Annotated in this window: 12 protein-coding genes; all 12 read right to left on the bottom strand. The window is 51.3% G+C overall.

From position 1 onward, the window contains the following. Positions 1 to 216: 216 nt before the first annotated feature. On the bottom strand, positions 217 to 1,023 hold the full coding sequence (locus ACEN9H_RS04305; protein ID WP_162254541.1) for a WecB/TagA/CpsF family glycosyltransferase: 807 nt from the start codon (positions 1,021 to 1,023) through the stop codon (positions 217 to 219). Beyond that, complete coding sequence (locus tag ACEN9H_RS04300) at positions 1,007 to 2,224, bottom strand: glycosyltransferase family 4 protein (protein ID WP_082577158.1); 1,218 nt, start codon at positions 2,222 to 2,224, stop codon at positions 1,007 to 1,009. The genes ACEN9H_RS04305 and ACEN9H_RS04300 overlap by 17 nt, the downstream gene beginning before the upstream one ends. Continuing rightward, positions 2,221 to 3,336, bottom strand: a complete 1,116-nt coding sequence (locus tag ACEN9H_RS04295) for a hypothetical protein (RefSeq protein WP_156403712.1) — start codon at positions 3,334 to 3,336, stop codon at positions 2,221 to 2,223. The genes ACEN9H_RS04300 and ACEN9H_RS04295 overlap by 4 nt, the downstream gene beginning before the upstream one ends. Further along, a complete protein-coding gene (locus ACEN9H_RS04290; protein ID WP_082577157.1) occupies positions 3,336 to 4,517 on the bottom strand; it encodes a glycosyltransferase in 1,182 nt (393 codons plus the stop codon). Before ACEN9H_RS04290 ends, ACEN9H_RS04295 begins: the two co-directional genes overlap by 1 nt. Positions 4,518 to 4,560: 43 nt before the next feature. Next, positions 4,561 to 5,646: a glycosyltransferase family 4 protein gene (locus tag ACEN9H_RS04285; protein WP_082577156.1), complete on the bottom strand. Its 1,086-nt coding sequence runs from the start codon at positions 5,644 to 5,646 to the stop codon at positions 4,561 to 4,563. Continuing rightward, positions 5,639 to 6,724 (bottom strand): polysaccharide pyruvyl transferase family protein, encoded by a 1,086-nt coding sequence (locus ACEN9H_RS04280; protein ID WP_082577155.1) that lies wholly within the window; start codon positions 6,722 to 6,724, stop codon positions 5,639 to 5,641. The genes ACEN9H_RS04285 and ACEN9H_RS04280 overlap by 8 nt, the downstream gene beginning before the upstream one ends. Positions 6,725 to 6,766: 42 nt before the next feature. Beyond that, positions 6,767 to 7,354, bottom strand: coding sequence for an acyltransferase (locus ACEN9H_RS04275; RefSeq protein ID WP_162254540.1), 588 nt, complete (start codon positions 7,352 to 7,354; stop codon positions 6,767 to 6,769). Then, positions 7,351 to 8,631: a lipopolysaccharide biosynthesis protein gene (locus tag ACEN9H_RS04270; protein ID WP_082577153.1), complete on the bottom strand. Its 1,281-nt coding sequence runs from the start codon at positions 8,629 to 8,631 to the stop codon at positions 7,351 to 7,353. The genes ACEN9H_RS04275 and ACEN9H_RS04270 overlap by 4 nt, the downstream gene beginning before the upstream one ends. A 219-nt stretch (positions 8,632 to 8,850) precedes the next feature. Further along, positions 8,851 to 10,029 carry a GumC family protein gene (locus tag ACEN9H_RS04265; RefSeq protein WP_082577152.1) on the bottom strand — a complete coding sequence of 393 codons (1,179 nt, stop codon included), beginning with the start codon at positions 10,027 to 10,029 and terminating at the stop codon, positions 8,851 to 8,853. Between the two features lie 65 nt (positions 10,030 to 10,094). Continuing rightward, the gene (locus ACEN9H_RS04260; RefSeq protein ID WP_229412045.1) at positions 10,095 to 12,524 is read right to left on the bottom strand and encodes an SLBB domain-containing protein; all 2,430 of its coding nucleotides are present in this window, start codon (positions 12,522 to 12,524) and stop codon (positions 10,095 to 10,097) included. Between the two features lie 846 nt (positions 12,525 to 13,370). Then, positions 13,371 to 14,369, bottom strand: coding sequence for a phospholipase A (locus ACEN9H_RS04255; protein ID WP_413673880.1), 999 nt, complete (start codon positions 14,367 to 14,369; stop codon positions 13,371 to 13,373). Positions 14,370 to 14,538: 169 nt separating this feature from the next. Continuing rightward, a complete protein-coding gene (locus ACEN9H_RS04250; RefSeq protein WP_413673879.1) occupies positions 14,539 to 15,255 on the bottom strand; it encodes a pseudouridine synthase in 717 nt (238 codons plus the stop codon). Positions 15,256 to 15,355 lie beyond the last annotated feature (100 nt).

Here is a 15,355-nt window from a genome sequence, read left to right as displayed (position 1 = left end):
AGGACCGGTAAATCGTTGATAAATTGATTAGAAAATCCCCGCATTAACGCAACAAACTCAAAAATAAGTTTGCTCGTAAAACGGACTCCGTGTCGCTTGATCGAATATTAATGCGTGCTGCGACGTCATCTCGATGACAGCGGGGTGCTGTTGATTCGGATAGAAGAGGTCTCGAATACCACTTGCCCAGCATCTTGTTGACTGCCGAAACAACAATCAACTGCCGCTCCGCTGCCCCGACAGTTGTCTTTTTACGAACTGCTGAAAAACCCACCAAACATAGGAGGACAATCTGGCCTGCCGCCGGATACGCTTTACTGAAAAATCCGTCCTGAGTCGGTAGAGCCATTCGAGAGCAAGGCGTTGCATCCACCGGGGGGCACGTTTGACACGTCCGGAACAAAAATCAAGAGCACCGCCATTCCCGAAAACAACTTTTGCTTCCAGAAGGTCACGATGCGCGCTGATCCATTGCTCCTGAATTGGATTTCCGAGACAGACCATAAGGAAAGTCGGCTTGACTCGGTTTACCTCTTCCACCACCTTGTCGAGGTCATTTATGTATCCATCAACCGTGCCGACAATTTTAATGCCGGGGTACGCCTTCTCCAATTCTCCTTTTGCGGCCGCCGCAACGCCAGGACGTCCACCGAACAAGAACAAAGAGTGAGAATGGTGAGCACAGAATTCCGCCATGCGATAAACGAAGTCCGTACCGGTCACCCGCTCAGGCAATCCTTTGCCCAGGAGCCTCGACGCGGCGACTACACCAATACCATCCGCCAAGTTATAGTTCACGCGGTTCAGATAATCTCTCAAAAATCCGTTTCGCTGCGCCTCAATGATAAATTCTGGATTGCTAAAGGCCAGCGTGATGGACCGATTTTTCGACAGATCGGAATCAATGCTTTCCATCAACCCGTCCATGGTCAAGGCATTAAACTTGACCCCAAAAAGAGTTTCCTCTTCGACTACGTTCAACATTTTCCCTCGCACTTCACTTAACTTAACCGATGGTTGCATGATAGACATCCGCAAGATTTCGAGAGTACGCTGCAGCATTGTAAAGAGCGTCATAGCTCGCTCTCGCGTTCATTCCAAGCTCCGCGCGGAGATCGTCATCCTCGAGAATTCTCGCAATTCCCATCGCCATGGCCTCAGCGTCGCCAGGCGGACATAAAAGACCTTGTTTCCCATGACCGACGAGCTCCGGAATGCCGCCTATGTCTGAAGCAATTACCGGCTTCCCATGCATGAAAGATTCCAGGATCGACAGCGGCGCGTTCTCAAAGCATACTGACGGAAAAACAACGGCATTCGCATACGCTATCTCATCGGCAAGCTCTTCACCGAAGCGCGACCCCACAATCTCCAAATTACTTGCATGAGAGGCGGTCAATTCTTCGAGTGTCTGGCGCAACGGGCCGTTTCCAACGACACGAAAGCGGACATGCGGCAATGCAGCAGCGATCTTTGGTAAAAGGAGAACACCTTTTTCTTCGGACAGTCGCCCAAAATACAACACGTAATTAGACTCCGCCGGCGCACGTGCGCGTTTGGGCGCGTCGGCGAAATTTGGAACAATACGGGCATTAATTTGATAACGGGCCTTCTGCGTCCAATCCATCAAGAATTTGCTCGGAAAAATGTAGGTTCGTACCGTGGAGGTATCTTTTACGACTTGCCTGCGAATCACGAACTCAACAACGCTGTACGCAGTCATCGATGTTGAATTACCCACGCACTTCTTGTTCAACGCGGTTTTAAACGAGCATCGATTCAGCTTGCAAAAACTTCCATCGCCTTGGATTCTCGTCGAATTGAGACACGTCAAATAATGATCGTGAATCGTGGCAACAGTCGGCAAACGAAGCAACTTAACAGCCAGGTAGAGCAGCGGAGACAACTGCTTCACTTTATGAAAATGTACGACTTCAGGCCTTGTTTTTGCGAGAAACAAAAGCGTGCGTATAAACAAAGGAAAATCGAACAAACCGCGAACCGCAGTCATCAGTTTTTTCAATATTCCCTGCTTTCCCAGTTCAGCGTAACTCGTGACACGCTGCCGTTTGAGCCTCAGCCCTTTCGCTCCGGGCACAGCGGAAAAGTCGCCGATCAGCGACACGTCATGGCCTTCCCGGCTCAGCAAATTGTACTGCTCTGCAGCGGCTTTTTCAGCACCTCCATTGCTGGAAAACTCCTGCGCAACGATTACAATCTTCACGACCGACCTTCCCCGACAAGATCAGGCTGCCAAATATTGCGGGACATCATTTTTGCTGTGAGTATAAACATTAAATTTGCAAACCAGAAATACTGAAGGTCGACCACAAAATTCAAGAAGAGGAACAATGGGATCAAAAATAGGGTGCGGCGTAAGAGAACGAAGAAACCCAGGAGATACACAACGAGAAAAACGAGACCGTGATCATACAGCAACGTCAAAAATGCATTATCAGAAAGCACAACCCAATCGTGTCCTGCTCGGTCGATTCCACCCCACAATATTAACGACAATGGTTGGTACCTGAGATTCAAGAAGTAAAACGTGTACTTAATGATTCGAACGCTTTCAAGAATCCCCCAACCTTTTACATATCCGTAAGTTGGAAGAATTGTGATTGCCGCGATAACACATAACAGCCTCCCGAATCCCTTGCTAAGCTTTGCACCGATCAGATATAAAAGACCGATCATGCCCGAATACGAAGCCGACAGTACGAGCGAAAGATAACCGAGCATCATCTCTTTTCGCCGGACACCGAGATATGTCAAGCAGAACATGAGAACCGAGGTACCAATCCCATAAGCGTTGGCGTTCAATACCGCCCCCTCGAAACGCAACAGAGTCACACCGCCAACTTGAATATATTTCCCCCCAGCTTCCGCTTGATATACCAGAGAAGGAAAAACCACATACAGGACGTAAAATCCGGAGCCTACCAGAAATGGAAACCAGAATACATAACGAAATAAAAACCCGGGACGATGGGCCCATTTCGACACAGCGATGTATGACGAAACCACGATGATGATGGATGAAAACAATAACGAGTCCCCACCGATGAGGGCCCAAATTGCGCATATCAACATCAAAGTGGTCGCCAATAATTCCTTCGGCGAAAGAGGAATCCTAAAAAACAGCAGAGATCCGAAAACACCAGCGGCGACCACGATGCAAAGAAAAATCACCGCAAAAGTGCCAAAACCGACTTCGCCAACGCGAAATCCATTCAGGCCCACGCAAAACATCAACAACGAGAAATACAATTTTGCGAATAAAGGCGGCGGCTTAAGGTCGTGCTTTTGTATCAAAGGATGGGCAAAAGTTTCCACTACGGCTTTTCTTCATAAAGGTCAATTACCGCTTGCCCTGCGCCCAGCCAAGAATAGCCAGAACGTATTTGGTTTTTACCATTATCGGCGAGCTCGGACGCCTGCTTCGGATTCGACAATAGCTGATCGATCGCCGCTGCCCACTGTTCAGGGGTATCAGCCAACAGGTAGTCTTTCCCGGCAGTTAAATCAATACCTTCCACAGCAATCGCGCTCGCGACGACGGGTCGCGATGCGGCCAAGGCCTCAAGTACTTTATTTTTCATACCGGCGCCGCTTAGGAGGGGCGCGACGACAATATCAATATCATTCAGATAATTCGCAACCGAAGGGACCTCACCAGTCACGACTACTGAGTCATTTGCCAATTTACGCAGTTCATTGCTTGGCTTTTTACCGACAATAAAAAACCTGACGGCTGGGTGTTTCTGTCGAAGCAGGGGCATCACACGCTGAGCAAAGAAAAACGCTGCCTGCTCGTTGGGCGCATAATCCATTGCTCCGGTGAATGCCACGGCTGGACTGTCTCCCGACGAAGCCCTAGGCAGAATGTTAAGGAATTCTTCAGATACACCGTTAGGGATGACGCGAATGCGGTCGCTACTGCCGGGGTAGCGGTTCTCTATGTACTGTGCATCAATATTAGAGATCAGGACCAGTTTTTCGCAGCGGCGAACGATCTGAGCCTCGATCGTACCAACCAAACGGCCCTTAATCAATTGCACCAGCTTACGCCCGTTGGTTTCGTACAACCTACAATAAAGTAATGACCACGAATCGCGAAGGTCCATTACAACGTTGGGAGTGATAGCCAATGCGGCGTTGTAATAATTGAAGGCAGGAAGGCCGTCCAGATGAACTACGTCAAAAGTTCCCTTTTTCTGACTTGTCATCCAGTCGATGAGACCTGCGGAACCGGCCATTTTATAAAACACTGGCGTAAGTGACAACAGCGCGCTGAGCTTGGTGCCCAGGTCGTTTTGGCGTTTTACGTATGGCAACCATCTTGTCGATGACGGAAAAAGTGTTGCCAGCTGGTCGGGGAGCTCTGTAGGGCCAGGGTGCGCTATTGTCAGTTCAGTATTCTTCGCAAGCTCACGGACAAAATTAAATGTACGCAATCGTTCTCCATCGGTCGGTGGCCATGGGAAGCTAGAACAGATAAAAAGTACTTTTTTCATATAATGAAGCCAAACTGGACGTGCTGGCGCACCTCCCCTTGAACTAAACGTCTCCAGCACTTACTTGTCCGTATATTTTCCAGATTGCCGCGCTCTGCGATTCGATAGTGAAATCACGAGCGCGCTCAACTATACGGGACGGGTTATACCGAAGGTCGCTAATTGAATATTGAAGTGACTGCATCAAGGAATTTGCGGATCCCGCTTCGAACTTCTGTCCTACGGAAAGAGTCGATATAATTTCCGCGGGCCCGCCAATTTCTGGTGCAATAGCCAGTTTCCCCCGAGACAAAGCCTCGACCAGCACCATACTAAAAGACTCGTAACGTGACGGAACGAGGATCAGATCCATCGAATCGATAAATGCGGTAGGTTCCTTGATGAATCCATGCCAGACTATGGATATATTGGGAACGGCAACGCATATGGAAGCACGTTTTTCCAACTCGCGCTGATATTCCTTGTCTTGCTGACTAGACAGATCTACCGAGCCGCCAAAATGTAATCGGAAGCTTCGCGTTGGATTTTGTTTTGCCAAGCCAAGCACGGCGTCGATCGCGATATCCTGTCCCTTTACACGCTGTATCCGTCCGAGGACGCCAATGTTTAACGTTTCAACATCATGTAGTGTTTTCGTTTCGTCAGGAAACGTCAGACAGTCTGCATTTCGAACGGCTCCAAGTGGAACGACAGCCAGTTTTTCGGAAGGAAAACTGCATGATCGAGCTACGTCTCTAGACACGGCGATCGCTTTTTTTACATAACGCGCGATAACTTTCGCACGCAGTCCCCACGGTTTCTCCCAAGGCCCGTGCACGGTCCAGAACAGCCTCGGATGTCCAAGGAGAAATGGCAAGACGTGTAATGAATAAGCATGAACGATGTCGAAATTGTCCAGTATTCTCTTATCTCCCCCCCAAGCAATTGGAAGCCCCTTCAGCCATCTGCTGCGAACACCCTGCATCGTTAATGTATCGATGCCGTTTGCTGCTGCCGCGTCCAATAACGCTCCCGGTGGCGCGACAATGGTAACGGCACAAAGGGAAGAGAGAGATTTGGCGAGCCTGACTAAATTTGACTCCCCACCGCCATAAATGACCTGGTCACTGAAAAATCCGACCTTAATCATGGCGTTCTAAATTAAACAAGAAATCATCGGTGACGCGACGCCATTCCGCTTTGTCCAATGGCTGTTTGGGCAAGTTGATACCATCCCCCACGACGATACGAGAATACTTTTCTGAAAAACCAACCATCTCCAGGAAACCCAGACCTTTATGATGGTAAACGATCGGGAGAAACGGCACCCCCATCGCATAGGCCAATATGTTGCCGTGGAGGCGAAAACTGATGATGCCTTTACACGAAGACATTTCACGGAGAGCTTCCTTATAGTCGCTCGGATATACCGCCTCGACGTTACAAGCGGTTTTAAGCGCGTCGGCCAAATCTTGTTCTATTTCAGGTTGAAAAAAGATCAACTTGACGGGAATCTTCTTCTCTTGAACGGCCCGTATTTGTTCAACAAAGCAATCGAACAAGAGCGGCCATTGGCTTTGCGCTTCACCAAAAATTGGTCGATCAAAATATTTTGTGTAAATTATTCCTATCTGTGTCTGCGCGATACCTTTTTCGAAATAAGGCGCAACGTTCATTTGCGCAACAGGATCGACCTTGATGTCAACGAGATTGGCATTGACTCGACAATCACTTACCAAACAGTCGTACGAAGCATGGTCGCGTACCGTGATTTTCTCGACGTAATTGTTGAGATAATACGCGACAGTATTCCGTGCTGCTGGAGTTTTAAAAGGTCCGGCACCAATGCCATAAAGCAGGGTTCTCTTCCCCAGAAGGCGGGCTAATCGAAACTGTTTTAGCCATCCTTTTGGTACGGCCGGATCCCAGTCAGATAAGAATCCTCCCCCGCCCATAACGAAAATATCGCATTGGAGGAAGAACCAAATTGTTTTCAGCCACCTGCATTTGATGATCCAGGATAGCCATGATATGGTCGTGAACGGCACTTGATGGGCGGCGTCCACACCTTGCACTCGACGAGTATAGGCTGGGCGGTACGATAGCGCCGTAATGATCGGGTTATCGTAATCCTTTTGAAACTCATCGATCAATGCCTGTAGAATCGCCTCATCGCCGACATTTCCAAAACCGTACCATCCGGAAATCAAAACACGCTGTTTTTTCATACGAAAATTTCTTAATTAATACACAGAAATGACCGAGCCTGGTCAACTACGGCCGCGCGCGCTGCCGTCCGATGCGCGGGGCATGTCAAAGTATTTTATCTTCGACTGCTTCTTCAGTTTGAGATAAAACTCGCCCTTGACTATCAATTCCTCGGTTCGCTCTGGATTATTTCTGCGTTTAATGACCTTAGCCGGATTGCCGCCTACCACTGAATGACCTGGGACATCCCGAGTCACTACACTTCCCATTGCGATTACCGCGCCTCGACCAACACGTACGCCTGGACAAATCATGGCGCTATCGCCCACCCAAACACCTTCTTCTATGACGACCGGACGTAGGGAAACTCCGCCATCATAGGGAGCGCTCTGTTCGGATTCATAATTATGATTGGATGAGTGGATTGTCACACGCGGACCAAAAATGACGCCGTCCGCAATCGAAATGCCTCCGCGACCATGAATGCTTGCACCCGGCCCGAAATAAATATGGCTTCCAATTGAAATATTTTGTGGGTCACTGATAGTGCCGTTGTGCCATTCGACATTATGTCCTTTTGACAAAAATTTACATTTTTTGAATTTTATCTTTTGCAAAATTATGCCAGGCAACCGAAAGAAATTTATCATTTCATCCTTGGTGTTATTTTCACAAAATAGACCCATAAAATAAAAGCAGCTCCTGCAATCCTGGTTAAAAGGTTCGATATACCCGGACCTAAAGCGCCTTGACTTGGCACCAGGGCGAAGTTGACGCATACGGCCAATATGAATTGGGCGACATTCATATACGTCAGGTACTTTGCGTAACCCAAATTATAAAATACATAACTTAAAGGATTCACAATCAGCCCGATTGCAAAGGAGAAAGTCAACCACTGCGCGATAATTACCGACTGCTGATACTGTTGCCCAAAGAAATTTACAAGGAGGTAATTTGCTGCGAGCGCCAACACAAGCACAGGAGCCGCAAATAACAGAGAAACCTGAAGCGATGACCGCACATATTGCCGTAATGCCTGAGAATTTTCGATATGCGCGGCGCGCGGCATCAATACTACCGAAAGAGCCGACGAAATTATTGTTCCGACAGCCGCGTATTTTTGCGCGGTCGAAAAGATGCCAAGCTGCGTTTTTGTCGATAACGAGAGAAGAAAAAAAATGTCCATCTTCATCAGTAACACGACGACAAGCGAGGATACCGAAGTCCATCGCGTTACTGATTTAACGTCAGAAATTACCTGCTCGTAATAAAATGCGTTCTGAAACGAAGTCCATACGCTTTTCCAGTTTGTGGTGCTGAAAACCATGCCGACCAAGGTTACGATCACAGCCACACTGTACAAAAAAATGGCACTGTACAGACCGAGCACGCCTGAGACCGTCAAGACTGCAATTGCGCTCAAGCGTACAGCCGGCAATACCACCCTGTAGAACGCAAGTTGGACATGTGCTTCGCGGCACTGATACAGTGCGAGAAAATTCTGATAAAGCACTTCCAGGCATGCACAACCAAATCCCACCACCAATAACCAGTTTTCAACGACGATTTTTTTCGTATATACCAGATATCCAGCTATCAATACGGACGAGATCAACCCGATGACAAGCTTTATTAATGCGATGGCCTTCACAAGAAATGCAATACGTTCCTCGTTGCCAGCTTTCCTGTATTTTACGTAGAGATTAATTAAAGCAACGGTCGTCCCCATGTCGCCCAACATGATAACTGTCGAGAGACTTTCCAATAAAACATTTATTACGCCATAACTCTCGACAGTTAAATTGCGCGCCAAAAAGACGTGAGTTAAAAAAGTCAGGGCGCTGGCTACAATGGACGACACAAATACCAGACCAGTGCTACGGAAAAGACGATTACTGCCCGATATTACCCTCTTTACTTCCATTATATTAGATAAAAAATTAATTTTACTGCAACACCTTGGCAAAACGACACGCTCGTACAGATCCTCATTACATGGCTTTGTTGAAGTTGCCTGAGTATGTGATCGATGCCGCCATTAGATTGATCGCACTAGCGGCGGGCTGCGTCGCGTCATCAAGACGAAAAACCGGAACAATCGTTCCGGTTGTTGCCGATGGCGAATACACTAGAAAAAATGTAATCAGACCAGTTCATCCTGCCGGGACTTTATGATTTTTTTTGCCCGGGTTTTAGCGTCAAGAACAAACGCCATCACGATAGCGATCACCCCGCCAATGAAGCCGGACAATATAACGATCAATGTCCGTTTCGGTTTGAATTTCTTTTCTGGCTCGACTGCCGGATCAAGAACTTGAATGGTGGCTGGATCTTTTGCTTCATCAAGCCGTGCTATCTCGTACTGCTTTGCCAACAGTCCGTACAGCATTTCAAAATATTTAACGTCTCGCAAAAGTTTTACGCTTTCAAGGCCTGACTGTCCGGATTCCTTTGATGAGGACGATTGGCCAGTCTGACCGTTGCCGTTTTCCAGTTTGGACAGCTCAGCTTTCAAGCTGGACAATTCTTGCTCGACCTGTCGAAAGTCCGGATTGTTTGGCGTAACGAAAGCACGCATCGAGTTCAGTTGGATTTCTTTAGCGGACACTTGAGCACGCAGACGTCCGACTGTTTCCACTGCTGCCCTGCTTTCACCCTCGACGCTAATAACCCCATGCGTGTCAAATCTGTTCTTCAGTTTCGCCTCTGCCTCGGCTAAGTTATTCTTTGCGCGCTCAAGTTCGCGTTCGTAAAATAACCGTCTTTGCGATGCCTCTGTAACCGCGAGCACCTTTGTCAACTGCAAAAGTTCATCAGCGTATGCATTCGCCAAAGGAGCGACGAGCGCCTTATTCCGGTCCTCGACGTCAATCGTAATAAAACCGTCCTTGCCGGATGCAATGTCGGTATTGTCGTTCAGCTTTTTCCGAGCAACTTCCTGTGAATCGGTGTCATACGCTTTTTTTAAATTGAATTTCGCAATCAATTTGTCGGCGATAGTACGGCTTTCCAGCATGCCCACGTATAAATCGCCTGGGCTCTTGAGTCCCGGGACACCTGCCGCCCCACCGGCCATGCCAGTAAGTTGAGACAAGAGCGCGGTTGCGCTCGACTGCGCCTGCTGAGGTGGTAGCAGCTTTGTGCTTGCCTTGTAGACGTCAGGGACGAGCAGGCTGATCAATGCGGTTAACACCGCGATCGCGACAGGTAACCCGACAACCAACTTTCTATATTTTGACAACACGACGATTACATCGATAACGCTTATTTCCTCGTTAAGCTCGTCTAATTGTTCACGCGTTGCCCTGGACAGTTTCGTCATACTGTTAAGTCTTTCGTTCTGGTTTCGCTGATTCAAGAATGGTAGTCATTGACCCGTACGTTGGATCAGTCACGCAATGTCTTGACCGCAGCTGCACCCAACCCGAAGTTCGCGAGAATTTGCGTCCATTCTCGTGCGCCTTGGGTAAATTTGCTCCACGCCGTCTGGCGATCGAATTTTTCTGGCACGACAATCGTGTCACCCGGCATCACTTCAACGCCGCCGATCTTGCCAAAGAACCAGCCCTGCGATTCTGCTGAAACAACGGTACCGTCGACACGCATTACGAACACATTATCGACGTCGGCATCCACCGTGGTTCCGGCCATCTTCAGATAGTCGCTCACCCGCGTATTCGGCTTCCACAACGGAGACGCCTCAACGTTGACCGCGCCGAACACGTGGACAAATGCCGGCTTCGACGGCACGACAAGCCGATCGCCGTTTTTCAACGTGACCGTTGGCAGGTGTGCAAACGAGCGATCATTTGGATCCAGTCCAAACGCGATGCGACCGGTCGACTGCAGATTACGGAAGCGAGCTATGCGATCCTGTGCGATCTTGCGCTCGGCCTCGAGCTGTGCAGTAGCCGCGGCTGCGTCCGCCCCGCTCATTGCTCGCAAATTCGCCGCTTGCGTGGACTCTTCACTACGCATCTGTGCTTCCAGACGATCTGCTGCTCGCTTCAGGTTCGCCTGCTGTTCCTTACGGACCTCTTCGCGATAGAAGGCAGTACCGAACATATATGCGTTGGAGGTCGGGCCACCGGCTTTCGCTATCAGGGTTTGCAAGGTATCGCCTGCGTTCATCTGATACACGCCCGGCACTCTCACTTCACCTTCGACACGAACGAACACCTGGCGCTTGTCCATCGGAACAGCCACGTCCTGCTGCGAGAAGATCGTCACGGTATCGCCGGGTTGCAAGTGGAGGTTGTCAGGTCCGTTAGGGTTGGCGAACACATTGCCCAGATTAAAAGGTATCAGCTGAACGCTCAGGTCCGAGCGGTTCACCCGTTCGACGACTGCGTAATCCCAGTTGACAGCATCGATGAGACCACCAATACGGTCCGCGATGCTGCTGGCGTTTTCGGACGTATCTTTCTGGTCATTGCCAGCCGCGACTGCGCTGTTCTGCCGTTTGATCGATTCACGGGAGATCAGATATTCCCGGCTCGGAATCAAGTCGGTGACACGCATACCTTGCTTGAACGGCGCGCGAACCGGCTGGTCGACGTTGCCGCGCAAGACCACGGCATTCGAAAAGTCCGGGGTGATCGAAGTCACGTTGAGCACATCACCATTCTTCAGCGTGCGCTTTAGCCCATCACCGCTCAATGCAAACTCTTCGACGCTACGCGGACGATTCTTTTTTGGGTCAATACGTTCCAGGAAAGCACGGCGCGGATCCGCGACGACCGGCAAGCCGCCAGCATAGTCAAGCAGGGACTCGACGGTCTCGTTAGTATTCTTCAGCTCGTAAATCGCGGGGCTGTTCACTTTGCCAACCAATGCGATGAAACCGCCCGCCGGCGGGATATAGATGGTATCGCCGTCCAGTAATTTGATGTCCGCCGATTTGTCGCCTTTGGCAATGAACGAATAGAGATCGAGTTCGGCAGCAACCTTGTTGCCACGCTTGACCTGCACGCGTCGCATGCTGCCGTTCGCGTTGGGACCGCCGCTGGCAAACAAGGCCGTCACCAGGGTCGACAGACTCGACACCGTGTAAGTACCCGGACGGTTCGCCTGGCCGACCACATACACCGTAATGGCGCGTAGTTGACCGAAATTGACGCTCACCGTCACGCCCTTGTACAACCTAGAAATGGCTGTGCGGATAACTTTTTCAGCGTCGCCGGCCTTCACCCCGGCCAGTACGACCGAGCCAACGGTAGGGATGTTGATCATACCATTGCGGTCCACGGTGGCACGGTAATCGATGTCGATCGTACCCCAGCCACGGATCATCAATTCATCGCCTGGGCCAAGCGGATAATCGCTGGGAACCGGCGAATTCGCGATCGGTGCAAACGTGGACGGTCCATTGGCAAAAAATTGAGAGCCAAAAATCGGCAAGATCTGGCCTGTGTTGTCCGCAATAAATTTCTGAAACTCGCTAAGTTCAGGAATTTTTTCGCCTGTTTGGTTCCCCAAGGCAGGTTGCAGTACCGTACCATTGCCGTTGACGTTGACGTTGCCAGGAACGTTGATGTTACCGGCGCCGGGAAGCAGGCCTCGGACAGCTGCGGCCGCTTGACCAGGCGGTGTGTTAGCGATGATCACCTTACGAGAAGACATCGCTCCAAGATTGGTCCCGGAAGTCATCGAACCAGTCCCCATTGCTCCGGAGGGCGTCGTGGCATTGTCGGCGCCAGTCTGATTGTACTGGTCTTGACCAAACAGGTCGGACTTGTTGGTGGAATCTTGGGCGGACGCGCCAATAGAAGCCATGGCCAGCGCCGCGGCCAGAAAATTCTTCGTGAACTTGAACATTGGGTCTCGGGAGGAATGAGCTAGATACATCGCAAACAGTCTGCCATTTTACCTTAGGGTAATGTATGAGTGAAAGACTTTGTTATATAGTTGAGTGTTGGTATCTTTCTTGATCAGTATGAATTCCGCATATTTGCCACATCGTCGTTGCGATGCGGAAAGAGACTATCAGTCGTTGCAAGATGTCATTATTTTTCCATATTTTTTTTAATTATTAACAACCTCGTGAATTTCACGTACTTCAGATGGGATGGTTAATTCGCAAGCAAATCTTCCCAATCGTGCAAAGGCAACAATAAAGGTTGACATTGCGCTCAATCTAAGGGTTATTTTTATTATTGTTCCTTTCCAATTCGTAATTACATAAAGCTCCGTCTGGTCGATGCGGAACGCTTGTGCGCCTAGCACCAAGCATCAAATCGCGCCTGGAGTCTCGCAGCGCCTGTGGCCAGATTGGTGGATGACAGAACTTTTCTCCTGCTCAGCATCTCTGCACAGCATCCCGGCTCCACGAGGTGCCCGATCCAAAGATCACTCTGGCCCGAACCCTGCGGATCTTGGCCAGATGCTCGCTCAACCGGGCGACATTGGATGCCTGTCCGTGCCTGCACCGGGTCGGCAGACATGGAGCTCGTTCCAGTTCGCCAGACGGGATTGCAACTTGCCGCAATCTTTGGCCAGTTCGGACAGAGCATAGTGTGACGTCGTCGACCAGCATCGGCAGGCGAATCTGCTGTGCAGGCAGCATCCAGCGTCGCTCCATGGCCACGCCCGTCATTAACGCGATGCCTGCCCCAAAATCGATGCCCACTCTTCAGCGCAGAGAACTGCGGGGCGACACCCCGCTCAGAACGTCCCGAGCAACCCCAGCCCCACCGTGTTCTGGTAATAGTTATAGTCGATCAGGCTCTGCCCATAACCCGAGAACAGGTGAGCATACCCCTTGATGTGCCCGGCCAGCGGAAACGCCCAGCTGAGCTGGACAGCACCACGCTCGGTGGAAAAATTGCGCCGCAATAAGGCCGAGTAATCGTTGCCGTTGCTGCGGTAGGTCACGACGACATCGCCGCGCCCCATGTAGTCGACGATGTCGCGGTTGTCGTCGTTGGCAGCCGCCTCGTTGACGCGTTTCCAGACACGGCCCAGCACGGTCCACCCTGCCCGCTCCAGGCCAACCTGCGCATAGACCCGGTTCCAGCTGCGCGACAATGTCGAGGTCTGGCCGTTCGACTGGTGCACCAGACCGAGATTAAGAAACCGTGCATTCATTCCGAATACACTGAAATGCAGTGGAGTGACGGCCATCAGCTCGGGTTGATAGTTCGTCTCGCGGAAGGGGCTGGACGCCTCGTGATTGCCGGCTTGCCAGAAGCTGTTCTGCGTATAGCCGAACCACAGATCGACGGGCTTGTCTAAAGCGCTTTCGACCAGCTTCATCTTGAATCCCAGCTGAAACACGAGTTCCGAGTGCGCCAGGTCGCTCGTCAGGTCGGCGATGCGGCGAAACGGCCGGTAGGGTTCGTTGTTGGGATGCGCGGTGCGGGTGAACATCAGGTAGTTCACCTGATGCGGACGGAAGTTGAAGACGCCACGCTTGTGTTCCTGGTCCAGTTCCCAATGATCGGCCAGACTGAATTGCCGCACCATGTCGGGCGAGGCGTCGACCGCCGCTGGAACGGGCGGCGCGTCAACGACCCGGGCATTGACCGCGTCCGCATTCTGGGTCGGCGGTGCCGGCGTCGGCGCTAGCGTGACGCCGGCCAGCCGGTCATAGCACGCCAGGCGCTGGGCAGCATCGGTCACGCGCGCGCAATCGGCCAGACCCGGATCGGTCTGCTGAGCCATGGCCGGATGTATTGCGAGGAAGGCAAGCAGGAGGAAGAGGCGGTGATTTCTTGCGGGCATCGGCATCGTCGGGGTTAAACAGCGACAAGAGTCGATGACGAGTGTCCCGGAAATCCGCATGGAATGTCGCACGGCAGCACGATCATGCGCGCCGCCGCGCATTACCGCATCAGCCCGGCACCAGCAAATCCAGCTGCGCCTGCTCCAGATAACACCACTCCCCTTCCTGCAAACCCAGCGACTCGAGCGTCAGCCCGCCGATCTGCGAGCGATGCAACGCGGCGCAATGGTTACCCGCCGCGGCCAGCATGCGCTTGACCTGATGGTATTTACCCTGCTCCAGCACGATCTCCAGCTGATGATCGCCCCGCTGTACGCAGGATTGGGCCGCCAGCGGCGCGGGCTCATCGTGCAATTGCACGCCCGACAGGAGCTGGTCGACGAGCGCCTGGGTGACCGGCTCCTGGGTGGTCGCCTGGTACACCTTCGGGATGTGCCGCTTGGGCGACGACTGGGCGTGGATGAACGGGCCGTCGTCCGACATCAGCAGCAGGCCCGTCGTGTCATGATCGAGTCGGCCGACAGGCTGGACGTCGCGCCAGGTAAATTGTTCCGGCAACAAGGTCAGCACGCCCGGATGGTGGCTCGGCTTGCGCGAGCACTCGAAGTTGGCGGGTTTATACAAGGCGATGTAGACATGTTCGCGATAGACCCATTCTTCGTCGAATACGGTCAGCACCAGGCCGTCCGTCTCCACGAGGGTCTTGTACTTGTCGTGGACTTCGCCATTGATGGACACGTCGCCGTCTTCGATCAGGGCCCGGCAATATTTGCGTGTACCAAAGCCTTGCGACTGGAGCACGCGGTCGAGGGATAGTTTACTCATGGGGCGAGACTGTAGCAGAAGGATTGCAAGCGTCCAAGTTCAGCAATCGAGGGGTTTCAACTCGAAGCAAGGACTCGTTTGACACATCTCAAGAATTGAC

Source organism: Massilia cellulosiltytica (assembly GCF_047325105.1).
Lineage (GTDB): Bacteria > Pseudomonadota > Gammaproteobacteria > Burkholderiales > Burkholderiaceae_D > Telluria > Telluria orientalis.
The sequence above is the reverse complement of the archived record's forward strand: the minus strand, read 5'-3'. Positions and strand labels throughout refer to the sequence as shown.